The 23,084-nt window shown below is 70.3% G+C and carries 18 protein-coding genes, 1 tRNA gene and 1 rRNA gene; 10 read left to right on the top strand and 10 right to left on the bottom strand.

What is annotated here, in order from left to right; all coding sequences use genetic code 11:
• Positions 1-360 precede the first annotated feature (360 nt).
• The 5 genes from ytfQ to BMZ47_RS23810 all read left to right on the top strand — a co-directional run bounded on the left by ytfQ (position 361) and on the right by BMZ47_RS23810 (position 5,955).
• The gene (gene ytfQ / locus BMZ47_RS23830; protein ID WP_007560487.1) at positions 361-1,326 is read left to right on the top strand and encodes a galactofuranose ABC transporter, galactofuranose-binding protein YtfQ; all 966 of its coding nucleotides are present in this window, start codon (positions 361-363) and stop codon (positions 1,324-1,326) included.
• A 35-nt stretch (positions 1,327-1,361) separates the two neighbouring features.
• Positions 1,362-2,900: a sugar ABC transporter ATP-binding protein gene (locus BMZ47_RS23825; RefSeq protein ID WP_091864490.1), complete on the top strand. Its 1,539-nt coding sequence runs from the start codon at positions 1,362-1,364 to the stop codon at positions 2,898-2,900.
• A complete protein-coding gene (locus tag BMZ47_RS23820) occupies positions 2,900-3,871 on the top strand; it encodes an ABC transporter permease (RefSeq protein ID WP_091864489.1) in 972 nt (323 codons plus the stop codon). The genes BMZ47_RS23825 and BMZ47_RS23820 overlap by 1 nt, the downstream gene beginning before the upstream one ends.
• Positions 3,871-4,887: a galactofuranose ABC transporter, permease protein YjfF gene (yjfF, locus tag BMZ47_RS23815; RefSeq protein WP_091864488.1), complete on the top strand. Its 1,017-nt coding sequence runs from the start codon at positions 3,871-3,873 to the stop codon at positions 4,885-4,887. The genes BMZ47_RS23820 and yjfF overlap by 1 nt, the downstream gene beginning before the upstream one ends.
• Before the next feature lie 120 nt (positions 4,888-5,007).
• Positions 5,008-5,955, top strand: coding sequence for a dihydrodipicolinate synthase family protein (locus BMZ47_RS23810; RefSeq protein ID WP_091864487.1), 948 nt, complete (start codon positions 5,008-5,010; stop codon positions 5,953-5,955).
• A 66-nt stretch (positions 5,956-6,021) separates the two neighbouring features.
• On the opposite strand, the gene BMZ47_RS23805 is transcribed toward BMZ47_RS23810, so the two are convergent.
• The gene (locus BMZ47_RS23805) at positions 6,022-8,451 is read right to left on the bottom strand and encodes a membrane-bound PQQ-dependent dehydrogenase, glucose/quinate/shikimate family (protein ID WP_091864486.1); all 2,430 of its coding nucleotides are present in this window, start codon (positions 8,449-8,451) and stop codon (positions 6,022-6,024) included.
• A 146-nt stretch (positions 8,452-8,597) separates the two neighbouring features.
• A complete protein-coding gene (locus tag BMZ47_RS23800) occupies positions 8,598-9,410 on the bottom strand; it encodes an aminotransferase class IV family protein (RefSeq protein ID WP_091864485.1) in 813 nt (270 codons plus the stop codon).
• Positions 9,411-9,484: 74 nt separating this feature from the next.
• Here BMZ47_RS23800 and BMZ47_RS23795 point away from each other — a divergent pair, with 74 nt between their 5' ends.
• Positions 9,485-9,859: a MerR family transcriptional regulator gene (locus BMZ47_RS23795; RefSeq protein ID WP_091864484.1), complete on the top strand. Its 375-nt coding sequence runs from the start codon at positions 9,485-9,487 to the stop codon at positions 9,857-9,859.
• A gap of 10 nt (positions 9,860-9,869) precedes the next feature.
• Here BMZ47_RS23795 and BMZ47_RS23790 read toward each other — a convergent pair whose 3' ends face one another.
• On the bottom strand, positions 9,870-11,141 hold the full coding sequence (locus BMZ47_RS23790; protein ID WP_007560475.1) for an efflux RND transporter periplasmic adaptor subunit: 1,272 nt from the start codon (positions 11,139-11,141) through the stop codon (positions 9,870-9,872).
• Between the two features lie 306 nt (positions 11,142-11,447).
• On the opposite strand from BMZ47_RS23790, the gene BMZ47_RS23785 reads away from it, so the two are divergent.
• From BMZ47_RS23785 to purD, 3 genes are all read left to right on the top strand, one after another.
• Positions 11,448-12,677 (top strand): oxalate decarboxylase family bicupin, encoded by a 1,230-nt coding sequence (locus BMZ47_RS23785; RefSeq protein WP_091864483.1) that lies wholly within the window; start codon positions 11,448-11,450, stop codon positions 12,675-12,677.
• 75 nt (positions 12,678-12,752) lie between these two features.
• Positions 12,753-13,061: a hypothetical protein gene (locus BMZ47_RS23780; RefSeq protein WP_091864482.1), complete on the top strand. Its 309-nt coding sequence runs from the start codon at positions 12,753-12,755 to the stop codon at positions 13,059-13,061.
• A 148-nt stretch (positions 13,062-13,209) separates the two neighbouring features.
• Positions 13,210-14,487, top strand: a complete 1,278-nt coding sequence (gene purD / locus BMZ47_RS23775; protein ID WP_091864481.1) for a phosphoribosylamine--glycine ligase — start codon at positions 13,210-13,212, stop codon at positions 14,485-14,487.
• 67 nt (positions 14,488-14,554) lie between these two features.
• On the opposite strand, the gene ggt is transcribed toward purD, so the two are convergent.
• On the bottom strand, positions 14,555-16,324 hold the full coding sequence (gene ggt, locus BMZ47_RS23770; RefSeq protein WP_091864480.1) for a gamma-glutamyltransferase: 1,770 nt from the start codon (positions 16,322-16,324) through the stop codon (positions 14,555-14,557).
• A gap of 558 nt (positions 16,325-16,882) precedes the next feature.
• Positions 16,883-17,893 carry a 1-aminocyclopropane-1-carboxylate deaminase gene (locus BMZ47_RS23760; protein WP_007560465.1) on the bottom strand — a complete coding sequence of 337 codons (1,011 nt, stop codon included), beginning with the start codon at positions 17,891-17,893 and terminating at the stop codon, positions 16,883-16,885.
• A 197-nt stretch (positions 17,894-18,090) separates the two neighbouring features.
• On the opposite strand from BMZ47_RS23760, the gene BMZ47_RS23755 reads away from it, so the two are divergent.
• On the top strand, positions 18,091-18,555 hold the full coding sequence (locus BMZ47_RS23755; protein WP_007560463.1) for an Lrp/AsnC family transcriptional regulator: 465 nt from the start codon (positions 18,091-18,093) through the stop codon (positions 18,553-18,555).
• A gap of 7 nt (positions 18,556-18,562) precedes the next feature.
• Here BMZ47_RS23755 and BMZ47_RS23750 read toward each other — a convergent pair whose 3' ends face one another.
• The 5 genes from BMZ47_RS23750 to rrf all read right to left on the bottom strand — a co-directional run bounded on the left by BMZ47_RS23750 (position 18,563) and on the right by rrf (position 23,068).
• Entirely contained in the window at positions 18,563-19,906 is a 1,344-nt protein-coding gene (locus tag BMZ47_RS23750) for a replication-associated recombination protein A (protein WP_091864478.1), read from the bottom strand.
• 87 nt (positions 19,907-19,993) lie between these two features.
• Positions 19,994-21,451 (bottom strand): DegQ family serine endoprotease, encoded by a 1,458-nt coding sequence (locus BMZ47_RS23745; protein WP_091864477.1) that lies wholly within the window; start codon positions 21,449-21,451, stop codon positions 19,994-19,996.
• Between the two features lie 123 nt (positions 21,452-21,574).
• Positions 21,575-22,066: a Ros/MucR family transcriptional regulator gene (locus BMZ47_RS23740; protein WP_091864476.1), complete on the bottom strand. Its 492-nt coding sequence runs from the start codon at positions 22,064-22,066 to the stop codon at positions 21,575-21,577.
• A 705-nt stretch (positions 22,067-22,771) separates the two neighbouring features.
• Positions 22,772-22,848 (bottom strand) — tRNA-Met (locus tag BMZ47_RS23735).
• 104 nt (positions 22,849-22,952) lie between these two features.
• Positions 22,953-23,068, bottom strand: a 5S ribosomal RNA gene (gene rrf / locus BMZ47_RS23730).
• Between the last annotated feature and the right edge of the window lie 16 nt (positions 23,069-23,084).

The following is a 23,084-nucleotide window of genomic DNA, read 5'->3' as shown; positions in this document are numbered from 1 at the left end:
GCACGGTGATCCGTTCGGCGAATCGCCGGCCCCCGTCAGCCGGGAAACCGGCGCCGGCGCACCAACCCGGCTTCCGGAAAGCGCGGCGGCAAAGGTGAAAAGCGCACCTCGCCGGCCCGATGCTGGCAGGCGGCATTCGGGGCCTCGACATCAGTCAACGACCACAAGAGACTGAGATAAAGTGCTGTTCTACCGGTCGCGCGGCCGATAGGCCGGTGCGAATAGCGCCGCGCTCCGGGACTTGGCGGCGCGGTCGGCAACCCGAGGGATGCGGCTGTTCAACGCGCCGTGCATATGTCATACATATGCCGACCGATCGTCCTGAAGAGGCGGCGGAAACATTCGAATGGGGGGACGTCGATGAGAGGGACCATTTCCATCAAGGCCATGCTCGCGGGCGCGCTTCTCGCGTGGGCCGGCGGGGCCCAGGCGGCCTCGCTGACCGTCGGGTTCTCGCAGATCGGTTCCGAATCCGGCTGGCGCGCCGCCGAGACCACCGTGACCAAGGACGAGGCCAAGAAGCGCGGCATCACCGTCAAGATCGCCGACGCGCAGCAGAAGCAGGAGAACCAGATCAAGGCGATCCGGTCCTTCGTGGCGCAAGGGGTCGACGGGATCCTGCTCGCCCCGGTGGTCGCCACCGGCTGGGATTCCGTGCTCAAGGAAGCGCGCGACGCGAAGATCCCGGTGATCCTGCTCGACCGCGACATCGATCCCGCCGGCAAGGACCTCTACCTGACCGCCGTCACCTCCGACAGCGTCGAGGAAGGCCGGGTCGCCGGCACCTGGCTGACCAAGACGGTCGGCGACAAGCCCTGCAACGTGGTCGAGCTCCAGGGCACGGTCGGGGCCAGCGTCGCCACCAACCGCAAGAAGGGCTTCGACGCCGCCATCGCGCCCCACGCCAACATCAAGCTCGTGCGCAGCCAGACCGGCGACTTCACCCGGGCCAAGGGCAAGGAGGTGATGGAGAGCTTCATCAAGGCGGAGGGCGGCCGCGCGATCTGCGCGGTCTACGCCCACAACGACGACATGATGGTCGGCGCCATCCAGGCGATGAAGGAGGCCGGCCTGAAGCCCGGCAAGGAGATCCTGACGGTCTCGATCGACGCCGTGCCCGACATCTTCAAGGCGATGGCCGCCGGCGAGGCCAACGCCACCGTCGAGCTCACTCCCGACATGGCCGGCCCCGCCTTCGACGCGCTCAAGGCCTACAAGGAGAAGGGCACCGTCCCGCCCAAGTGGATCCAGACCGAGTCGAAGCTCTACACCGCCGCCGATGACCCGATGAAGGTCTACAACAGCAAGAAGAACCTCGGCTACTGACGCGCCCCGCGCCGCCCGACCTCTGCGATCGCATCGTGTCCGATTCCGTCCTGCTCACCGTCCGTGGGCTCTCGAAGAGCTTTGCCGGGCACCAGGCCCTCGCAGGGGTCGACTTCACCTTGCGCCGGGGAGAGATCCACGCCCTCCTCGGCGAGAACGGCGCCGGCAAATCGACCTTCATCAAGACCCTGACCGGCGTCGTCCGGCGCGATGCCGGCGAGGTCTGGCTCGACGGCGAGCCGATCGCCCCGCGCTCGGCGGAAGCCGCGGCGCGGGCGGGCATCGCCACGGTCTACCAGGAGGTCGGCCTGCTGCCGAACCTCACCGTGGCCCAGAACCTGTTCCTCGGCCGCGAGCCGACCCGGTTCGGCCTCGTGCGCAACCGGGAGATGCGCCGGCGCGCGGTCGCGCTGCTCGCGGATTTCGGCCTGTCGATCGATGTCGGCGCGCCGCTGGGACGCTACCCGGTGGCGGTGCAGCACCTCGTGGCGATCGCCCGGGCGGTGGATCTCTCGGCCCGGGCGCTGATCCTCGACGAGCCGACCGCGAGCCTCGACACCCATGAGGTCACGGTGCTGTTCGGCGTGATGCGCCGCCTCGCCGAGCGGGGGATCGGCATCGTCTTCGTGACCCACTTCCTGGAGCAGGTCTACGCGATCACCGACCGGATCACGGTCCTGCGCAACGGCCGGCTGGTGACGGAGCGCGAGACCGCGCACTTCCCGCGCATCGAGCTCGTGCACACGATGCTGGGCCACGACCTCGCCGAGACCGAGGCGCGGGTGGAGCAGGCGGACCGGCCGGCCCGCGCCGGATCCGGGACGCCGGTCCTGCAGGCGGAAGGGCTCGGCAAGGCCGGCTACCTCCAGCCCATCGACCTCACGGTGGGCAGCGGCGAGGTGGTGGGCCTCGCGGGCCTCCTCGGCTCGGGCCGGACGGAGACCGCCCGCCTGCTGTTCGGCGCCGAGCGAGCCGATCGCGGCCGCATCCGGCTCGACGGCAAGCCGGTCCAGATCGGCGGGCCCCGGGACGCCCTGCGCCACCGGTTCGGCTACTGCCCGGAGGAGCGCAAGACCGAGGGCATCGTCGCCGACCTGACGGTGCGGGAGAATATCGTGCTGGCCCTGCAGGCCCGGCGCGGCCCGTTCCGGCCCCTCGGCCGGGCGGCCCAGGACAAGATCGCCCGCGACTTCATCGCGATGCTCGACATCCGCCCGCCCGATCCGGAGCGGCCGATCGGGCTCCTGTCCGGGGGCAACCAGCAGAAGGCGCTGCTGGCGCGCTGGCTCGCCACCGAGCCGCGCCTGCTGATCCTCGACGAGCCGACCCGCGGCATCGATGTCGGCGCCCATGCGGAGATCATCCGGCTGATCCGCCGGCTCTGCGACGAGGGGCTCGCCCTCCTGGTGATCTCCTCGGAGCTCGAGGAGATCGTGACCTATTCCGACCGGGTGATCGTGATGCGCGACCGGGCCCAGGTGGCCGAGCTCGCCGGCAGCGCGGTCGACCTCACCGCCATCCTCCGGGCGATCGCTGCCGAGGCAGCGCCCGCACTGGTCCCGGAACCCGCCTGATGCGCGTCCTTCGCTCCGGAGCGCCCCAGCTCCTCGCCTTCGCGGCCGTGCTCCTGGCCGACCGGCTCGCCTCGCCGCAATTCCTCGCGGTGCATCTCCAGGACGGGCGCCTGTTCGGCAGCCTGGTCGACGTGTTCAACCGCGGCGCGCCGGTGGCGCTCCTGTCGCTCGGCATGGTGCTGGTGGTGGCCACCGGCGGCATCGACCTGTCGGTGGGCGCCGTGATGGCCATCGCGGGCGCGGTCGCGGCCAGCCTCGCGGACAGCTACCCCCTGCCGGTGGTCCTCGCCGCCGCCCTCGGCACCGGGCTCGCCTGCGGGCTGTGGAACGGCTTGCTGGTGGCGAGCCTGCGGATCCAGCCGATCGTCGCCACCCTGATCCTGATGGTCGCCGGCCGGGGCATCGCCCAGCTGATCACCGAGGGGCGCATCGTCACCTTCACGTCGCCCGATCTCGCCTTCCTGGGCGGGGGAGCCCTGCTCGGCGTGCCGATGCCGGTGGTGCTGGTCCTCGTCATGCTCCTCCTGACGCTCGCCCTGGTGCGCGGCTCGGCGCTCGGCCTGATGATCGAGGCGACCGGCGGCAATGCCCGGGCCAGCGCGCTCGCCGGCATCGACACACGGTCGGTGACGGTGGCGGTCTATGCCTGGAGCGGCCTCTGCGCGGCGCTGGCCGGCGTGGTCGCGGCCGCCGACATCCTGGGCGCGGACGCCAACAATGCCGGCCTGTGGCTGGAGCTCGACGCGATCCTGGCCGTGGTGGTGGCCGGCTCGTCCCTGCTCGGCGGGCGGTTCAGCCTGTGGCTGGCGGTGCTCGGCGCTTTCATCATCCAGGCGATGAACACCGGAATCCTGCTCTCCGGCCTGCCGCCGGAATTGAACCTCGTGGTCAAGGCGGCGGTGGTGCTGGCGGTGCTCCTGCTCCAGTCGCCCCGCCTCTCGGGCCTGACCCTGCTGCTGCGGAAGCCGTGATGAGCCGCAACCTTCCGGTCCTGGTCGCCGCGCTCCTGTTCGCGGTCGGCTATAGTCTCTGCGCGACGCAGTTCCCCGCCTTCCTGACCACCCGGGTGGTCGGCAACCTGCTCACCGACAGCGCCTTCCTGGGCATCGTCGCGGTCGGCACGACCTTCGTGATCATCTCGGGCGGCATCGACCTCTCGGTCGGCTCGGTGGTCGGGTTCACCACGGTGTTCCTGGCGCTCGCCATCGAGCGCTGGGGGATCCCGCCCCTCGCCGCCTTCGCGATCGTGCTCGGGGCCGCCGCCCTGTTCGGCGCCGCGATGGGCGCGCTGATCCACGTCTTCGAGATGCCGCCCTTCATCGTGACCCTGGCCGGCATGTTCCTGGCCCGGGGCGCGGGCTTCCTGCTCTCCACCGAGTCGGTCCCGATCAACGCGCCCCTCTACAGCGCGGTCGCCGACCTGTCCCTGAGCCTGCCCGGCGGCGGGCGCCTGACCCTGACGGCGGGGGTGATGCTGGCCGTCTTCCTGGTGGGCGGGGTGCTGCTCCACGCCACGCGCTTCGGCGCCACCGTCTACGCGCTGGGCGGCAGCCGCCACACCACCGGGCTGATGGGCGTGCGGGTCGGGCGCAACACCATCGCGATCTACGCCCTGTCGAGCCTGCTCGCGGCGCTTGCCGGGATCGTGTTCTCCCTCGACACCGCCTCGGGCACCCCGCTCTCGGCGGTGGGCGTCGAGCTCGACGCCATCGCCGCCGTGGTGATCGGCGGGACGCTGCTCACCGGCGGCCAGGGCGGCATCCTGGGCACGTTCCTCGGCGTGATGATCGGCGGCCTGATCCAGACGGCGATCACCTTCGACGGGACCCTGTCGAGCTGGTGGACCAAGATCGCCACCGGCCTGCTGCTCTTCGCCTTCATCGCCCTGCAGCAGGGCTCGGTGGCCCTGGCCGGGCGCTCCGGTCGGGCCGCCCGCCCCCGCGCCGGGCAGCAGCCGGTCGTCCGGCCGGCCGAGGCCCGGCCCTGACGGCGCCGGATCTTTTTGGCACAGCCGGCGATCACCTTTTCGCGGGATGCCCTATGATCCCCGCCCGCGCGGCCGCCCCCTCGGCTGCCCCCTTGCCGCGCGACGGAGGACAGAACCGGCATGCCCCTCACCAGCGATCTCCGCGGCGTCGTGCCGATCGCCCCGACGCCGTTCCACCCGGATGGCCGGATCGACGCGGTCTCCCTCGACCGGATGACCGATTTTTTCGGGGCCGCGGGCGTCGACGGCCTGACCATCCTCGGCCAGCTCGGCGAGGCGGGCAAGCTCGACCATGACGAAGGGCTCGCCGTCGCGAAGCAGGTCCTCGGGCGCACCCGGCTGCCGGTGATCGTTGGCGTGACGGCGCCGGGCTTCGCGGCCATGCGGGCGCTCGCCCGCGAGGTGATGGCGATGGGCGCGGCCGGCGTGATGATCGCGCCGCCGAACACCCTGCGCACCGACGACCAGGTGGTCGGCTATTACCGCAACGCCGTCGAGGCGATCGGGCCGGACGTGCCCTTCGTCCTGCAGGATTACCCCCTCACCTTCTCGGTCCAGATGACCCCGGGCGTGATCCGCCGGATCGTGTCCGAGAACCCGTCCTGCGTGATGCTCAAGCACGAGGACTGGCCGGGGCTGGAGAAGATCTCGACCTTGCGGGGCTTCGAGGCCGACGGCTCGATGCGCCACATCGCGATCTTGGTCGGCAATGGCGGCCTGTTCCTGGATTTCGAGACCGAGCGCGGGGCCGACGGGGCCAATACCGGCTACGCCTTCCCGGAGATGCTGGTCGACGTGGTCCGCCTCGGCCGGGCCGGCGAGCGCGACGCGGCCCACGACCTGTTCGACGCCCACCTGCCCTACCTGCGCTACGAGCAGCAGCAGGGCCCGCTGGGGCTCGCCGTGCGCAAATACGTGTTCCAGCGCCGGGGGATTTTTTCGTCTGACGCTCAGCGCAAGCCGTCCCAGGCGCTCACCCCGCAGGCCAGGGCCGAGATCGAATACCTGCTGGCCCGCCTCGCCCGCACGGATGCGCGGGCGAAGCTGATGGATCCGAAAGGTCTCTGACCTGTCAGGGCTCCGCCCTGACGACCCGCCAAAGGGCTCAGCCCTTTGGGATCCCCGTCCGGGCGCTCAGTCGAGCCGGTAGGCGATGACCGAGTCGCCCGGCGTGGTGCCGAGCGAGCCGTGACCGCCGGCGGCGATCACCACGTATTGCTTCCCGTCCTTGCCCCGGTAGGTCATCGGCGTCGCCTGGCCGCCCGCGGGCAGCTTCATGGACCAGAGGGTCTCGCCGGTCTGCATGTCGTAGCCGCGGATCAGGTCGTCGAGGGTTGCGCCCGCGAAGGCGACGCCGCCGGCCGTGGTCAGGGTGCCGCCATGGGCCAGCATGCCCATCTCGAACGGGATCGGCACGGCGAGGCCGGCGACCTTCTGGCCCGCCACCGTGCCGTTGCGGTGCTTCCACGCCGTGGTGCCGTCCGCGAGGTTCACCCCGACCCGCACGCCCCAGGGCGGCGCGTTGCAAGGCACGCCGAGGGCCGAGCGCATATGGGCGATCGACACCGCGTAGGGGCCGCCGAGATTCTCGTTGCCGGGCTTGGATTCCGGATCGGTCGAGAACAGCCGCTTGTTCGGCTCGCCCGCGGGGCGCCGGTACAGCTGGTAGATGTAGGGTAGGTATTGCGGCGTCGCGATCATCCAATGGTTGACCGGATCGACGGCCACGGAGCCCCAGTTGAACACCCCGATATTGCCCGGCCAGACGATCGAGCCGCCCGACGCCTGGGGCGGCGTGAACGGGTTGCCGTCGTAGCGGTTCGACCGGAACGCGATGCGGCACTGAATCTGGTCGAACGGCGTCGTGCCCCACATGGCCGCCTCGGTGAGCGGCGCCGGGGTGAAGTTCAGCGCCGACATCGGCTGGACCGGCGACAGGGTCTCGCCCGGGATGTCGGTTTGGGTGGAGACCTTCATCTGCTCCACCGGCACGATCGGCTCGCCCGTGCGGCGATCCAGGACCCAGATGTTGCCGATCTTGGTCGGGATCAGGATCGCCGGCACCGCTTCACCCTTGTGCGGCAGGGTCAGCAGCACCGGCTGGGACGGGTTATCCCGGTCCCACAGGTCATGATACGCGGTCTGGAACTTCCAGATCAGCCGGCCGGTCTTGAGGTCGAGGGCCGCCAGGGCGTCGATGAAGGCTTCGTCCGTCTTGGACCGGGACACGCCGACCTGGTCGGGCGAGCGGTTGCCGAACGGCACGTAGACCTGGCCCAAACTCTCGTCGGCCGAGAGCTGGGTCCAGGCCACCGCCGAGTTCGGCTCGTAGAGTTCGCCCGGTTTGAGCGGCGCGGTGTCGTCGGGCTTGCCGGCGTCGAACTTCCACACGATCGCGCCGGTGCGCACGTCGTAGGCGCGGATCGCTCCCGACGGGTTGGTCGCGTAGTAATTGTCGGCGATGGCGCTGCCGAGGATCACGAGGTCCCGGGTCACCAGCGGCGCCGAGGTCTGCTGGTAGGTCGCCCGCTGCAGGCCGGGCATCTGCGCCTTCAGGTCCACCGCGCCGTCGGTGCCGAAGCTTCTGCACGGGGCGCCGGTATCGGCGTTCAGGGCGTAGAGCTTGGCGTCCACCGAGGCCGCGATGATCCGGCGCGGGCATTCGGCGATGGCCGCCGCGGCCGCCTGGGCGGTGGCCGGATCGGCCTCGGCCGGCGGCGCGTAGGCGGCCGAGTCGTTGTAGGACACGCCGCGGCAGGTCTGGTGCTGGTACTGGGCGTCCCGCTGCATCTTGGGATCGAAGGCCCAGACCAGCTTGCCGGTCTCCGGCTCCAGCGCCTGGACGATGCTGTGCGGGGTGCAGAGATACAGCAGCCCGTTCACTTTGATGGGCGTCGCCTCGAAGGTGTATTCCTTCGAATCCTTGCTGTCGCCCTCGCGCAGGTCGCCGGTATGGTGCTCCCAGGCGACCCTCAGGCTCCGGACGTTGCCGGTATCGATGTCCTTCAGCGCCGAGTAGCGCTGGCCCAGATTGGTGCCGCCATACGCGACCCAGTCGTCGGCCGGATAGGGGACGCCGCTCGGGTCGATGGCGGCGTTGCCGGCCTGCGCGACCTTCGGCAGGTTGCCCTTCGTCTCCACCGGATCGACGAACCAGGCCGCGACACCCAGGATCGCCAGGAGCGCCACGACGGCGCGCAGGGCCAGCGGGCCGTTCCGCAGGCTCGGCGCCCACGGGTCGTGCGGTGCATTCCGCAAGCCCCCGGGCACGAACGGCAGGGACAGCAGCAGGCCGAGGAACAGGATCAGCGCGCCGCGCGGGATCCATTGCCACTTGTCGAAGCCGACCTCCTGGATCGTCCAGGCGAAGGCGGCCGCCAGGGTGAGCGCGTAGAGCCAGAACCCGCTCTGGCGGCGCCGGGCGAGCTGGATCCCGGCGCCGAGCAGGCCGAGGCCGATCCAGACGTAGAACGCCGATCCGCCGACCGACGCAAGCTTGTATCCGAAGCCGATCAGGGCTAAGCCCAGTATAGCGGTCAGCAATCCCAGGAGTTTGACTGCCATTGCGATGGAACCCGCTCTCTTGATCCGGAAGAAAAGGGTGGATCTTGGGGGCTGCCGGACAGAATACCCGCGCAATGCCCCGAGTCGGGCGGCTTATCTTCGCTGTAGCTGGCCTCAAGCTGTGCGGTTCACCACGGCTATCAGGTTCAGATCGGAAGCAGGGCCTCTGAACGATAGGCACGATGCAGCATCGCGACCAGCGTATCGGATTGAGGGAACGTCGCTGTGCCGATAGCGCTCACGGCAACGGCGGGTGTCCAAGAGTTCATCACGACACAACCCGTCAGAGCCCCAAGGGCATCCACCCGAACCTGCGCGCTGCGCTGGACGATCCCAAGCCCAGCCAATTGCCGTCGCAGGATGCCCATCGTCACGCCGGGCAACAGGTCTGCCTCCGGCCAGATCACGGCTTCGCCGTCCCAGAAGGCCAAGTTCCAGATTGTCGCCTCGCTGATCCGGCCCGTGCGATCAATGAACAGCGCGTCATCGCAGCCCTGCTTCACCGCCTCGCGGAGGAAGTAGGTCTTGGCAGCTTCGCCGACATGTTTGATCCCGGGAAGCCAGCGCTCGTGTTCGACGGCGGCCAACCGCAGCGGCCCGGTGGGCCCATCCGAGGCTGAGCCGGTCCGAATCAGGATGCTCGGATCGGAAGGGTCGCCAGCGGGAGTGAACTCGCCGCGGCGCGAGAACAGGGTGGCGGTCAGCGACATCGCAGCCGGTCCCCGCGCGACGGCACCGCCAATCGACCGCCGCATGATCTCATCCGGCCGCGCGCGGCCGAACAGGATCAAGGAGGCCGATCGTAGGCGGTCGAGATGCAGGTCGAAGCCTCGGACACGGCCGTCACGAACTTGCATGGCGGTGAAATGGGCAAAGCCCGCGTATGCGAGCGGGGCCAGGTCGGGCGCCTCCGCGATCCGATCCTCGATCAGCGTGTGGAATTGAAAGGTTTCGCGCATGGGCTTGCTCCCGCGTGCTTCACGTCGGCGAGCCTTGGCCATAAACCGTGACAGCCATGTCAGGGTCAAGGGCAATGCGGATCGGCGAACTGTCACGACAGTCGGGCGTCAGCATCCGCATGCTGCGCTTTTATGAGGCGCAGGGATTGCTGAAACCGGGCCGGACAGCGTCCGGCTACCGGGATTACGGTCCGGACGAGGTGAAGGCTGTCATCCGGATCACCCTGCTTCGGGCCGCCGGCATGACACTGCCGGTCATCCGCGACTTCCTTCCCTGCGCGCTGGATACGCGCGGGGCGTTCGAGCCGTGCGACGAGCTGCGGATGACGGTGCGTCGCCAGATCGGCCGCGTGGATGACCGCATCGAAAGCCTGAAGCGGAGCCGGGCGGCGTTGGAGGCGATCCTCGCCCAGCTCACGCTGCCCGAAACGGAGGCATCGGCCTCATGACGGCCGCCGCTCACGTCCCGGCCTTGCCCTCCGCCCGCAGGGCGACCGCGTCGCCGTCGCGCAGCGAGGCCGGCGGGCCGACCACGACCTGCTCGCCGCCGTCGAGGCCGGTGCGCAGCTCCAGCGTGGACCCGGTCTGGCGGAAGATCGTGACCGGGCGCATCCGCACCCGCCGGCTCCCGTCCTGGCCCGCCTCCACCACCGCCACCCGGGTGCCGTTCTGGTCGAAGATCAGGGCGTCGCTCGGCACCGTCACGGCGGGGGAGACCCGCGGGATCGCCAGCGTCAGGGTGATGTAGAGGCCGGCCTGGAGGGCGCGGTCGGGGTTGGGGATGTCGACCTGCGTCACCAGGGTGCGGGAGGCGTGGAGCAGGGTCGTCGACGAGCGCGAGACCCGGCCCGGGAAGACCTTCCCGGGGAGCTGCGCCACCTCGGCCTTGGCCTCCAGGCCGTCGCGGACGCCGTCGGCCGCGTAGAGCGGCACGTTCACCGCCAGGCGCAGCACGTCGTCCCGGGCCAGCGTCAGCAGCGGCGCACCCGTATTGGTGTCCGCCGTGACCGCGTCGCCGACATCGGTGTTGCGGGTGGTCACGACCCCGTCGAACGGCGCCCGGATCTCCTCGAAGCCCGTCAGCACCTTGAGCCGGGCGACCTGGGCCTCCTGGGCGGCGATGTTGGCCTCCGCGACCTTCACGGCCGCCTTGACGGCGTCGACATTGGCGCTCTGCGCCAGCACCCCGGCCTGCGAGGTGTCGGCGTTCTGTCGGGTTTCGGCCCCGGTGCCGGCGAGCGTCGAGGTCCGCCGGTTGGTCACGTCCGCGAGGTGGCGGTTGGCCTCGGCCTGGTCGACCATCGCGCGCGCCTGGATCAGCGCCGCCTGCAATTGCAGCACCTGCGCCTGCGCCTGGACGAGCTGCTGGTCGAGATCCGGCGCGCTGATCCGGAACAGCAGGTCGCCCTTCTTCACGTGCGAGCCGATATCGACCTTGCGCTCGACGATGTAGCCGGTGGCCCGGGGATAGAGGCTCGCCGTGTCGAAGGCCTGGGCGGTGCCGGTCTGGGTGAGGCTGAGCGTGTCGGAGGCCCGCTGGGCCTTGGCGACCCGCACGGTCTGGGGTTTCGGGGCCGTTTGGGACGGCGGGGTCGCCGCCCGGGACGGGTCCGGCCAGTGGCGGTAGCCCAGGAGCCCGATTCCCGCCAGCGCCAGCAGGCCGACCCACAGGCGGCCGCGTCGCGCGGGGCCGCCGGCCTCGCGCGCGGCTGAACTGTCCCGGTCCGCCATCCTGGTCCTCGGGTCGCGCCGAACGTCCTCCGTCGCAGAGGCGCCCCGCCCTGCGGCCGGCGCCCGCCGACCGGAGCACATCCAATATCGTATTCAATTCATAGACCACGCCCGGGGTCCGGGCGAGATGCCGCAGCGCACGATCATGTGCTGGATCCTCCGTTGAACCGGCCGGTTACCCTCGCGACGGAGCCGGAGCGGCCCGATCGTAGGGCGAGCGAGCCTGGCTCCGCGCCCGTGTTCCACCGCGCGCGGACGCCGAACCGGTCCCCGCTTCGACGGCGCGCTTCAACAGACCGAGACGCGATGACCGAGATCTCCCGGCGCTCCATGATCGCCGCCGCCGGCGGTGCGATGATGGCGTCCCCCGCCCTGGCCCAGACCGCCACCGCTCCTGCCGCCCCCCTGCCCCGGCGCGGCTCCAAGGGCGCCGACATCCTGGGCCCGACCAACGACCCCCGGGCCGCCGAGGAGCCCTTCACCCAGGCGCCGCCGGCCACCGACCACGGCACGATGCCGAACCTGAAATGGTCGTTCAGCGACAGCCACATGCGCCTCGAAGAGGGCGGCTGGGCGCGCCAGACCACGGTGCGCGAGCTGCCGATCTCCAAGGCCATGGCCGGGGTCAACATGCGGCTCAAGGCCGGCGTGGTCCGCGAGATGCACTGGCACAAGGAGGCCGAGTGGGCCTACATGATCAAGGGCAAGGCCCGGATCACCGCGGTCGACCAGGACGGGCGCACCTTCGCGGACGATGTCGGCGAGGGCGACCTCTGGTACTTCCCGGGCGGCATCCCGCATTCGATCCAGGGGCTCGCCGCCGACGGCGTCGACGGCTGCGAATTCCTGCTGGTGTTCGACGACGGCGGCTTCTCGGAGGATTCGACCTTCCTGCTGACCGACTGGCTGGCGCACACGCCGAAAGACATCCTGGCCAAGAACCTCGGCGTGCCCGAGAGCGCGCTGGCCAAGATCCCCGAGAAGGAGCTCTACATCTTCCCTGGGCCGACGCCCGGCCCGCTCGCGGCCGACAAGATGGGCGGCGCCGGCGACGTCCCGAAGACCTTCAGCCACCGGATGCTGGCGCAGGAGCCGATCCGCACCAGGAGCGGGCGCGTGCGCATCACCGATTCCACGGTGTTCCCGGCCTCGGTGACGATCGCGGCGGCGTTGGTCGAGGTCGAGCCCGGGGGGCTGCGCGAGCTGCACTGGCACCCCAACAGCGACGAGTGGCAGTACTACCTCTCGGGCAAGGGCCGGATGACGGTGTTCGGCTCGGAATCGAAGGCCCGCACCTTCGACTACCAGGCCGGCGACGTCGGCTACGTGCCCTATGCCATGGGCCACTACATCGAGAATACCGGCGACACGACGCTGACCTTCCTGGAGATGTTCAAGAGCCCGCGCTACGCCGACATCTCGCTGAACCAGTGGCTGGCGCTGACCCCGCATCCCCTGGTGCAGGCCCATACCGGGCTGGATCCCAAGCAGATCGACGCCCTGTCGCAGACGAAGACGCCGGTCGTGCCGGGTTGACGCGGCCAGGAACCTGATCGAGCCTGGATGCGTCGATGGGATGGACAATATTCAGGCCTGATCACGGAGAGACAGATGCGCGCTTTCCCCCGCGCGTTCCTCGCCCTGGCGCTCGCCCTCCCGGCGGGCGCCGCCCGGGCGCAGGTGCAGCCGAACGACCCGAACGCGGCCAACGCCTCGTTCGCCCTGCAGAGCCAGATCCGCACCCTCAACCAGCAGCGGGTCTCCGACTACAACACGCTGAACCAGCAGCTCCAGCGCAACGTCCAGTTCCAGCCGCACGCGCCGGTCTACGGCGTCTATGGCGGGCGCCGGGTCGGCCGGCACGGGATCGCGCGGGCGCCCCGGGGCGGGCTCAACACGAGTGTGTGCATCGGCTGCTGAGCGGCGGGCATCGTCCCGAACGGCGGCCGCCGGCTTTCGGGACCGGACGATGCCGGGGCGGAAATCCCGGCATAGCGGGGACAGCCCGAAAAAAACCTTTTCCCGTCCGCACGCTTGGCCCAGAAGCAGGGCCCATGGTGGCGCGCGCATGAACATTCTGCTGATCGGCTCGGGGGGACGCGAGCACGCGCTAGCCTGGCGCCTGGCCAAGAGCCCGCTCTGTACCCGCCTGTTCACGGCGCCGGGCAATCCCGGCACCGCCCGGCACGGCACCAACCTGCCGGACCTCAAGGTCACCGACCACGCCGCGGTGGCGGCCTTCTGCACCGCGGAATCGATCGGCCTCGTGGTGGTCGGGCCCGAGGCGCCGCTGGTGGCCGGGCTGGTCGACGACCTGAAGATCGCCGGGATCCGCACCTTCGGCCCGACCCGCGACGCGGCCCGGCTCGAGGGCTCCAAGGGCTTCACCAAGGATCTCTGCGCCGCCTGCGGCATCCCCACCGCCGCCTTCGCGCGGTTCACCGAACTCGAGCCGGCGCTCGCCTATGTCCGCCGGCAGGGCGCCCCGATCGTCGTGAAGGCCGACGGGCTGGCCGCCGGCAAGGGCGTCACCGTCGCCGAGACCCTGGACCAGGCCGAGGACGCCCTCACGTCGCTCTTCGAAGAGCCCGGCGCCGAGGTGGTGGTCGAGGAATGTCTCTTCGGCGAGGAGGCGAGCTTCTTCGCGCTGTGCGACGGCACCCGGGCGATCCCGCTCGGCACCGCCCAGGACCACAAGCGCGTGTTCGACGGCGACCGCGGGCCCAATACCGGCGGCATGGGCGCCTATTCCCCGGCCCGGGTAGTGACCCCGGAGATCGAGGCTCGGGTCATGGCCGAGATCATCATGCCGACGCTCGCCGGGATGCGGGCGCGCGGCTGCCCCTTCACCGGCATCCTCTACGCCGGCCTGATGCTCACCGCGGACGGTCCCAAGCTGATCGAGTACAACACCCGCTTCGGCGATCCCGAGGCGCAGGTGCTGATGCCCCGCCTCGCCTCCGACCTCGTGCCGGCCCTGCTCTCGGCCAGCGAGGGCGACCTCTCCGGGATCACGCTCGAATTCGACGCGCACCGGGCCGCCCTCACCGTGGTGATGGCGGCGGCCGGCTATCCGGGCGCCGTGGTCCGGGGCTCGGTGATAAGGGGCGTCGAGGCGGCCGAGGGCGACGGCGTGTTCGTGTTCCAGGCCGGCACCCGGGCCGAGGGCGGGCAATTGCTCGCCGATGGCGGCCGGGTGCTGGCGGTCACGGCGCTCGGCGACAGCGTCACCGACGCCCAGGACCGCGCCTACGCGGCGGTGGCCCGGATCGACTGGCCGGAGGGCTTCTGCCGGCGCGACATCGGTTTCCGCGAAGTCGCCCGGGAAGCCGCCGAGCGGGGCTAAGGTCCCGCTGTCTTCAGGGGCTCCGCCCCCCGAACCCCCGCCAAAGGGCTTGCCCTTTGGGAACCCGTTACTCGCCGATGGCGGCACCGGCCGGACGGCGGTTGTCGTTGGCGCCGTAGAGCAGGCCCGGGCGCATCCGCTCCGTGCGGGTCGCGTCGTTGCCCGAGGTGGCCACGTCGGCGGCATCCGGCACGGCCGCGCGGACCGCGATCAGCTCCTGCGCGCCCCAGGGTTTCTGCTCGACGATCGTGTGGCCCATGCCCCGCAGGATGCCTTGCGTGTCCGCCGAGAGCGCGAACGGCTCGGCATAGACCGTGTCGGGCAGCCACTGGTGATGGATGCGCGGGGCGTCCACCGCCTCCTGCGGCTCCATCCCGAAATCCAGCATGTTGATCAGCGTCTGGGCGTTGATCGTGATGATCCGCGAGCCCCCCGGCGAGCCCGCCACCAGGGCGACCTTGCCGTCGCGTAGCACGATGGTCGGCGCCATGGACGAGAGCGGGCGCTTGCCCGGCTCGATCCCGTTCCGGGCACCCTGGACCAGGCCGAACAGGTTCGGCACCCCGAGCTTGACCGTGAAGTCGTCCATCTCGTCGTTGAGGAAGAACCCGGTCGCGCCCGCCATCACCCCGGCGCCGAAATAGCCGTTGATCGTGTAGGTCAGCGAGACCGCGTTGCCGGCTCTGTCCATCACCGAGATATGGGTGGTCTCGGGCTTCTCCTGCGGGAGGTTTTCGGGGGCCGGGCGGATATCCGCCGACGGGGTCGCCCGGTCCGGCCGGATCGTCGCCCGGAGTTTCTCCGCGTAGGCCGGCGACAGCAATTGCGCCACCGGGTTGGGCCCGAAATCCGGGTCGCCCAGCAGGATGTTGCGGTCGGCGAAGGCGCGCCGCATCGCCTCGACCATCAGGTGCACGGTCCGGGCGGAATTGAAGCCGGCCGCCCGCAGGTCGTAGCCGTCGAGGATCGTGAGGATCTCGCACAGGGTCGTGCCGCCGGACGAGGGCGGGGGCGCCGACAGGATGGTGGCGCCCCGGTAGCGGCAGCTCAGCGGCTCGGATTCGGTCACCGTGTAGGCGGCGAAGTCGGCCGCCGTCAGCAGCCCGCCTCCCGCCCGGGATGCCGCCTCGACCTGGCGGGGGATCTCGCCCGTGTAGAACGCGTCCGAGCCGCCCGCGGCGATGGCCTGGAGGGTGCGGGCGAGGCCGGCCTGGACCAGCCTGTCGCCGGGCCGCCACGAGCTGCCGTCCGGGCGCAGGAAGACGCGGGCGACGTTGGCCTGCCCGGCGAACAGCTTCGCGCCGAAATCCAGAATGTCGGTGTCGCCCCGGGTGAGCACGAAGCCGTCCCGGGCCAGCGCCACCGCCGGGGCCATCACTCGGGCCAGCGGCAGGGTGCCGTATTCGGCGAGCGCGGTGTTCAGGCCGAGCACGGTGCCGGGCACGCCCGCCGCCTTCCAACCGCGCAGGCTCGCGCCCTTCACGACGTTGCCGGCGGCGTCGAGATACATGTCGCGGCTGGCCGCCCCGGGGGCCTTCTCGCGGAAATTGATGAAGCGGCTCTGCCCGTCGGCCCGGTGCAAAACCAGGAAGCCGCCGCCGCCGATATTGCCGCAGCACGGGTTCACCACCGCCTCGGCATAGGCCACCGCCACCGCGGCATCGATGGCGTTGCCGCCGGCCTTCAGGATGTCGGCGCCCACCTGCGAGGCCAGGCGCTGGGACGACACCACCATGCCGTTCTCGGCCTCCACGGCCGGTCCCGAGGCGGCCCGCGCCCCGGGGCCTGCGAGGGTGACGAGAAGCCCGAGGAGCAGCGCGCGTGCCGGTACGATCATCCAGGCTCTCTCCGATGCGGGTCCGGCGCTGCCATATAGGGGGCCACGCGCCGGAGTCGCGGCTCCCAACCACACCCGCATCATAAGGTCCCGAAGCGGAGCGAAGGCCTCGAAAGAGGGCTCCAGAAGCCTCATGATTCCTAGAGGGCCCCTTCGAGGCCCGCTGGCGCAGGCGCCTCAGAGGTTGTGAGTCTTTCGATCGGTCGGCCTTCGACCCGCCTCGCGAGCCGAGCACCCGAGCGGTCCCGGACCGGCCTGTGCCCTAGGACCAGGCTCGGGTCCCCTCTCCCGTGCGGGAGAGGGACAGGGTGAGGGATGCGACCTCTCCGGATAAGCCTGGTCCCTCACCCCAGCCCTCTCCCGCCCGGGAGAGGGGGCGTGTCGCGCTCGATCATCGACCCCAGCCCAAAACCTGCGGGAGACGTCCCGCCTCGGCTCGTGTGCCAGGCTGGATTGTCCCAGAAGCGCCGCGGCGCCTTTCACAGGTGCAGAACCGAAAGACTCACACCCTCTCAGGATGAGGGGGATGCGGGAGGTGCGGCGCTTGGCTGACCGGCCTCAGCCGTTGCGGAACGTGTAGCTGTAGCCGTTCAGCGCCGGCGCGCCGCCGAGATGGGCGTAGAGCACCTTCGAGCCCTTCGGGAAGAAGCCCTTCTTCACGAGGTCGATCATGCCCTGCATGGATTTGCCCTCGTAGACCGGGTCGGTGATCATCCCCTCGAGCCGGGCCGAGAGCCGGATCGCCTCGACGGTCTCCTGCGAGGGCACGCCGTAGACCGGGTAGGCGTAATCCTCGTTGAGCACGACGTCGTCGGCGACGATGTCGCCCGCGCCGACCAGGGCGGCGGTGTTCTGGGCGATCTCGAGGACCTGGGCCTTGGTCTGGGCCGGGGTGCAGGAGGCGTCGATGCCGATGACGTTGCGGGCGCGTCCGTCCGCGGAGAAGCCGACCAGCATGCCGGCATGGGTCGAGCCGGTGACCGTGCAGACCACCACGTAGTCGAAGCGCAGGCCCATCTCGGCCTCCTGCTTGCGCACCTCCTCGGCGAAGCCGACATAGCCGAGCCCGCCATACTTGTGCACCGAGGCGCCGGCCGGGATCGCGTAGGGCTTGCCGCCCTCGGCCTCGACCTCGGCCAGCGCGCGCTTCCAGCTGTCGCGGATGCCGATGTCGAAGCCGTCATCCACGAGCTGCGTCTGCGCGCCCATGATCCGCGACAGGAGGATGTTGCCGACCCGGTCGTAGACGGCGTCCTCGTGAGGCACCCAGGCTTCCTGGATCAGCCGGCACTTCATGCCGATCTTGGCGGCCACCGCCGCGACCATGCGGGTGTGGTTCGACTGCACGCCGCCGATCGAGACCAGGGTGTCGGCACCGCTCTTGATCGCGTCCGGCACGATGTATTCGAGCTTGCGCAGCTTGTTGCCGCCATAGGCGAGGCCCGAATTGCAATCCTCGCGCTTGGCGTAGATCTCGACCTCGCCCCCGAGATGGTCCGTGAGCCGCTTGAGCGGCTCGATCGGCGTCGGGCCGAAGGTCAGGGGATAGCGCTCGAAATCTTGCAGCATCGGGTCTCTCCGGGTCTTCCGGCCGCCGGGATTGTTTTCCACCCGGCACGGCCGCCTTCGGGTTACGGCAGAAAACTACCCCGGATGGCTTGAAAGGTGCTCTCGATCTTGGCCTGCCGATGGCCGCCCACTTGCATAGATTGCCGCAGTGGACGAGAAATCGTCCGGAAATCGGCGAAAAAACGAAAGAAACCGCCATGTCCGCAGGGCTCGACCGGATCGACCTCAAGATCCTGCGCCTGCTGCAGGCGGACGGGCGCATGGCCAATGCCGAGATCGCCGAGCGGTCGGGCACCAGCGCGGCGACCTGCCATCGCCGGATCCAGCGGCTGTTCACGGAGGGCTTCGTGCGGGCGGTCCGGGCGCTGGTCGATCCGGCCCGGGTCGGCCGGGGCACCCTGGTCTTCGTCGGCGTCGTGCTCGACCGCTCGACGCCGGAGAGCTTCTCGGCGTTCGAGGCGGCGGTGCGGGCGATTCCTGTGCTGCTCGACTGTCACCTCGTGGCCGGCGACTTCGACTATATCCTGAAGGTCCGCGTCTCCGACATGGCCGACTTCAACCGGCTCCACAGCGCGACGCTGATCGGCCTGCCGGGGGTGCGCCAGACCCGGACCTTCTTCGTGATGAAGGAGGTGATCGACAACGCGCCGCTCGACCTGTGACGCCGCCCTACCCTTCCCCGCGCCGCTCCTTGCGCAGGGCCTCCCAGCGGGCGAGGCGCTCGGCCAGGCGGGTCTCGTAGCCGCGCTCGGTGGGCGCGTAGAGGTGCTGGCGCCCGAGGGCGTCCGGCCAGTAATCCTGGCCCGAGAAGGCGTCGGGCTCGTCGTGGTCGTAGCGGTAGCCCTCGCCGTAGCCGATCCGCTTCATCAGCTTGGTCGGCGCGTTGAGGATCGTGCGCGGCGGCGGCAGGGAGCCGGCCTCCTTGGCCAGCCGGGTCGCGGCCTTGTAGGCGGTGTAGACCGCGTTCGATTTCGGCGCGCAGGCCAGGTAGATCGCGGCCTGGGCCAGGGCCAGTTCGCCCTCGGGGCTGCCGAGGAAGTCGAACGCGTCCTTGGCGGCGTTGGCCACCACCAGGGCCTGGGGGTCGGCCAGCCCGATATCCTCCACCGCCATCCGGACCAGCCGGCGGGCGATGAACAGCCGGTCCTCGCCGGCATCGAGCATCCGGCACAGGTAGTACAGCGCCGCGTCCGGATCCGAGCCGCGCACCGTCTTATGCAGGGCCGAGATCAGGTTGTAGTGGCCCTCCTGGGCCTTGTCGTAGATCGGCGCCCGCCGCTGCACGATTTCTTGCAACTCGTCCGCGCCGAGAGTTTCCCCCGGGCTGGCCGAGCGCCAGACCTCCTCGGCGAGCGTCAGCGCCGCGCGGCCGTCGCCGTCGGCCATCCGGACCAGCACGCCCCGCGCCTCCTCGGTGAGCGGCAGGGCCTGGCCCGTCAGCGCCTCGGCCCGGACCAGCAGCCGCGCGATCGCGCCCGGGTCGAGGGCCCGGAACAGCAGCACCCGGGCCCGCGACAGCAGGGCCGCGTTCAGCTCGAAGGACGGGTTTTCCGTGGTGGCGCCCACCAGCGTGACGGTGCCGTCCTCCATCACGGGCAGGAAGGCGTCGAGCTGAGCCCGGTTGAACCGGTGGATCTCGTCGACGAACAGCAGGGTCGCCTGCCCGGTCGCCCGGCGCTTGCGGGCGGCCTCGAACACCTTGCGCAGGTCGGGCACGCCGGAAAAGATCGCCGAGATCTGCTCGAAATGCAGGTCGGTACCCTGGGCCAGGAGCCGCGCCACCGTGGTCTTGCCGGTGCCGGGCGGTCCCCAGAAGATCAGCGAGCCGAGACTCCTTCCGCGCAGCAGGCGGGTGAGCGCCCCGCCCTCCCCGGTCAGGTGCTCCTGGCCGACGACCTCGGCGAGGCTTTGCGGGCGCAGCCGGTCCGCGAGCGGGCGGCTCGCCGCCGCGACGGGGGCGTGGCCGGATTCCGGTCCCGATGGGGGCTCGGCGGAGGCGAACAGGTCGGACATCCGTGCATCAACACCGGGCCCGGCGGCGGGCGCAACCCGGGATCCGGGCCTTGCCCACGGCCATGAGCCGGACGCGCCCCGTCCGGCTCAGCCCCCGAACACCGAGGTCATGATCTCGCCGTTGCGGTTGATCACGACCTCCCAGGAATTGAGGGTGTTGCGGGTGACCCGGTCCAGGTCCTTGGTGGTCGCCACCGGCACGCCGTTGACCGCCACGACGATGTCGCCCTTCTGAAAGCCGAGCCGGCTCGCGATGGAGTTCTCGTCCACGGCCTGCACGGCCACGCCCTCGGCCGGGAAATCGACCTGCAGCTCCTCGGCCACCGCCGGCGAGGTGTTGACCAGGGTCGCACCCTGGAACGGCGAGCGGGTGCGCACCTTGAGCACGTCGCGCGGGCGCGTCTCCGGGGCGGGGGCGAGCTTGACCGTGACCGTCTGGCGGGCCGTGCCGCGCAGGATCCCGAACCGGGTCTGGCCCTGGACGCCCTTGAGCGCGAAGCGGTAGCCGAACGCCTCCGGGTCGGCGACCTCCTGGCCGTCGATCGTCAGGATCAGGTCGCCGCGCTTCAGGCCGGCCTCGTCCGCGGGGCTCTTGGGCTGCAGGCTCGCCACCAGCACGCCGGTGGGATGGTCGAGGCCCATGCTGTCGGCGATGTCGGGGGTCACGCTCTGGATGCGCGCGCCGAGCCAGGGCCGGCGCACCACGCTCGCGCCCTCGCGGGCCGCGTCGACCACCGCCTTGACCATGCCGACGGGGATCGCGAAGCCGATGCCGTGGCTGCCGCCGGATTGCGAGTAGATCGCCGTGTTGATGCCGACCAGCTGGCCGCGCAGGTCGACCAGGGCGCCGCCGGAATTGCCCGGGTTGATCGCCGCGTCCGTCTGGATGAAGTACTGGTAATCCGCCGAGCCGACCTGCGTGCGCGCCAGCGCCGACACGATGCCCTGCGTTACGGTCTGGCCGACCCCGAACGGATTGCCGATCGCCATCACGAAGTCGCCGACCTCAAGGGCGTCGGCATCGCCGAACGGCATCGGCACCAGGTTCTTCGGAGCCTCCTTGAGCTTGAGCACCGCCAGGTCGGTGCGGGTGTCGCGCATCACGATCGTCGCCTCGAACTCCCGGCGGTCGGAGAGCGCGATGCGCACCTCGTTCATGTTGTCGATGACGTGGTTGTTGGTGATGACCAGGCCGTCGGCATCGACCAGCACGCCGGAGCCGAGCGACCGCTGGGCCCGGTCGCCCCGGGGGCCGCGGCCGCCCTCCGGCTCGCCGAAGAAGCGGCGCATGAACTCCTCCATGGCGCTGGTGCGCGCGTTGGAGCGCTTCTCGACATGCGAGGCGTAGACGTTGACCACCGAGGGGGCGGCCCGCTTCACCACCGGGGCGAAGGAGAGCTGGATGTCGGTCCGGCTGAGCGGGACCGTCTTGGCCGTCCCCTCCTTCGGGGCGGCCGGGGCCTCGGTGCGGGCCATCTGCGCTCCGGCGGGGCCGGCGGCCAGCAGGGTTGCGACGAGGGCGGGCAGGACGAGGCGGGTCAGCATGCAGGGCTCCGGCGGCAGGTCGGCGCGCCGTGCGATCGGCGGCGCGCCGTGCGGCCTTACGCTATCGGAGCCGATTGCGGCAGGCCCACGACACCGTTGCCGGAAGCCCGCGTTCGGGCCCGGTCAGGCGTCTTCCTTGCGGCGGGCACCGCGCTTCTTGGTGGGCGCCGGGGCCGGCTCCTCCGGCTCGGCGGCCGGCGCGGCGGATTTCCGGCGCTGCTGGCCGAGGCCGAGCGAGCGGGCGAGCTGCGAGCGCTGCTCCGAATAGCTCTGGGCGGTCATCGGGTAAGCGGCATCGAGGCCCCACTTGGCGCGATAGGCCTCCGGGGTCAGGCCCCGCAGGGTCAGGTGGCGGCGCAGGGTCTTGTAGGGCTTCCCGTCCTCGAACGAGATCAGGAAGTCGGGCGTCACCGAACGCCGGATCTCCTGCGCGCTCGGCTTGTTCGGGGCCGCGACCGCCGGGGCCCCGACGCAGACGCCCCGGATCGCGCCGTGGATGTCGTTGAGCAGTTTCGGGAGATCCGCGCTCTGCACGTGATTGTTGCTCACATAGGCCGAGACGATCTCGGATGCGAGCGTAACGAAGCGGCTTTTGTCGTCCTCGACTCGATTCATAACCTGTCCGCCGCCTCTTCGTGATGTCGAAACTGTCGAGAACGCAAGCACAACGTCGCGATCCCGCGGGCAGATACAATCGCTTTTCGATGAACCGTCAAGGCTCGAATTCGGTATCGACTTATACATTCGGAAACAGCGCAAGAACCGCTACATTGAGGGATCAACCTCAAGGAAAACGGTTGTCCGCAGTATGGCTTGTGCACAATCGATGTCGGTGCGCCCACCGAAACGTCGAGGCGGAGACGGCTATTACATGGCTGATCCGGCCGAGCTTGACGCAATAGAGACTTGGCCTGGCGCAGCATCGGTTCTTTTCGGGGCGAACGGAAGGCGGGGCCGCGCATCGCCGCGTGAATCCGGCTGCACGGGGGGACGCCTTGCGCAACCCCAGCGTGCCCATCGCCCCCGGGAGGCCGACGCAACACGGGCCTCGGCCTGTCACCGCGGACAGGGTTGGACCCGCCCCGCGAGGGGCCGTCTCGCGAGGACCATCCCGTGCGAGACCGTGGCCGGGCTTCGAGGCCGCGACGCGCGCGGATCGCCGGCCGGAACCGGCCGAGCCGGCGGCCCGTAATACAGGCTCGCACCCACGATGCCGTCCGATCGACCGAGCGAAGCAGGCACGCATAGCCCCGAACGCAGAAAACCCGGCTCGCGTTAGCGAGCCGGGTTTTCCGAAGGGTCGAGTCGTCGAAAGAGATTTGGTTGCGGGGACAGGATTTGAACCTGTGACCTTCAGGTTATGAGCCTGACGAGCTACCGGGCTGCTCCACCCCGCGCCAAGGTTGTGCGGCTGGTCCGGGCTGGCTGATCGCCTGTGGGGCGGGCTCCGGGGCCGATCGCGGTGATCGTGCTGAGGGAATGGTGTGATTGCGTTGTGCGGGTCTGGCGGCGACCGACTCTCCCGTGCCTTGAGACACAGTACCATGGGCGCTGGCGTGTTTAACGGCCGAGTTCGAGATGGGATCGGGTTCTGGGCACGCCGCTCAAGCCACCAGACCGGCGCAACGCAATT

This window comes from Methylobacterium brachiatum (assembly GCF_900113845.1).
Taxonomy (GTDB): domain Bacteria; phylum Pseudomonadota; class Alphaproteobacteria; order Rhizobiales; family Beijerinckiaceae; genus Methylobacterium; species Methylobacterium brachiatum.
Note: the sequence above shows the minus strand (reverse complement) of the source record. Positions and strands in the feature narration are given on the sequence as shown.

Coding starts and splice junctions, on each gene's coding strand:
- BMZ47_RS23785 (WP_091864483.1), top strand. CDS start 11,448: ATGACCGAGATCTCCCGGCGCTCCATGATCGCCGCCGCCGGCGGTGCG.
- BMZ47_RS23820 (WP_091864489.1), top strand. CDS start 2,900: ATGCGCGTCCTTCGCTCCGGAGCGCCCCAGCTCCTCGCCTTCGCGGCC.
- BMZ47_RS23780 (WP_091864482.1), top strand. CDS start 12,753: ATGCGCGCTTTCCCCCGCGCGTTCCTCGCCCTGGCGCTCGCCCTCCCG.
- BMZ47_RS23795 (WP_091864484.1), top strand. CDS start 9,485: ATGCGGATCGGCGAACTGTCACGACAGTCGGGCGTCAGCATCCGCATG.
- BMZ47_RS23790 (WP_007560475.1), bottom strand. CDS start 11,141: ATGGCGGACCGGGACAGTTCAGCCGCGCGCGAGGCCGGCGGCCCCGCG.
- BMZ47_RS23800 (WP_091864485.1), bottom strand. CDS start 9,410: ATGCGCGAAACCTTTCAATTCCACACGCTGATCGAGGATCGGATCGCG.
- BMZ47_RS23810 (WP_091864487.1), top strand. CDS start 5,008: ATGCCCCTCACCAGCGATCTCCGCGGCGTCGTGCCGATCGCCCCGACG.
- BMZ47_RS23750 (WP_091864478.1), bottom strand. CDS start 19,906: ATGTCCGACCTGTTCGCCTCCGCCGAGCCCCCATCGGGACCGGAATCC.
- yjfF (WP_091864488.1), top strand. CDS start 3,871: ATGAGCCGCAACCTTCCGGTCCTGGTCGCCGCGCTCCTGTTCGCGGTC.
- BMZ47_RS23745 (WP_091864477.1), bottom strand. CDS start 21,451: ATGCTGACCCGCCTCGTCCTGCCCGCCCTCGTCGCAACCCTGCTGGCC.
- BMZ47_RS23805 (WP_091864486.1), bottom strand. CDS start 8,451: ATGGCAGTCAAACTCCTGGGATTGCTGACCGCTATACTGGGCTTAGCC.
- purD (WP_091864481.1), top strand. CDS start 13,210: ATGAACATTCTGCTGATCGGCTCGGGGGGACGCGAGCACGCGCTAGCC.
- ggt (WP_091864480.1), bottom strand. CDS start 16,324: ATGATCGTACCGGCACGCGCGCTGCTCCTCGGGCTTCTCGTCACCCTC.
- ytfQ (WP_007560487.1), top strand. CDS start 361: ATGAGAGGGACCATTTCCATCAAGGCCATGCTCGCGGGCGCGCTTCTC.
- BMZ47_RS23755 (WP_007560463.1), top strand. CDS start 18,091: ATGTCCGCAGGGCTCGACCGGATCGACCTCAAGATCCTGCGCCTGCTG.
- BMZ47_RS23760 (WP_007560465.1), bottom strand. CDS start 17,893: ATGCTGCAAGATTTCGAGCGCTATCCCCTGACCTTCGGCCCGACGCCG.
- BMZ47_RS23740 (WP_091864476.1), bottom strand. CDS start 22,066: ATGAATCGAGTCGAGGACGACAAAAGCCGCTTCGTTACGCTCGCATCC.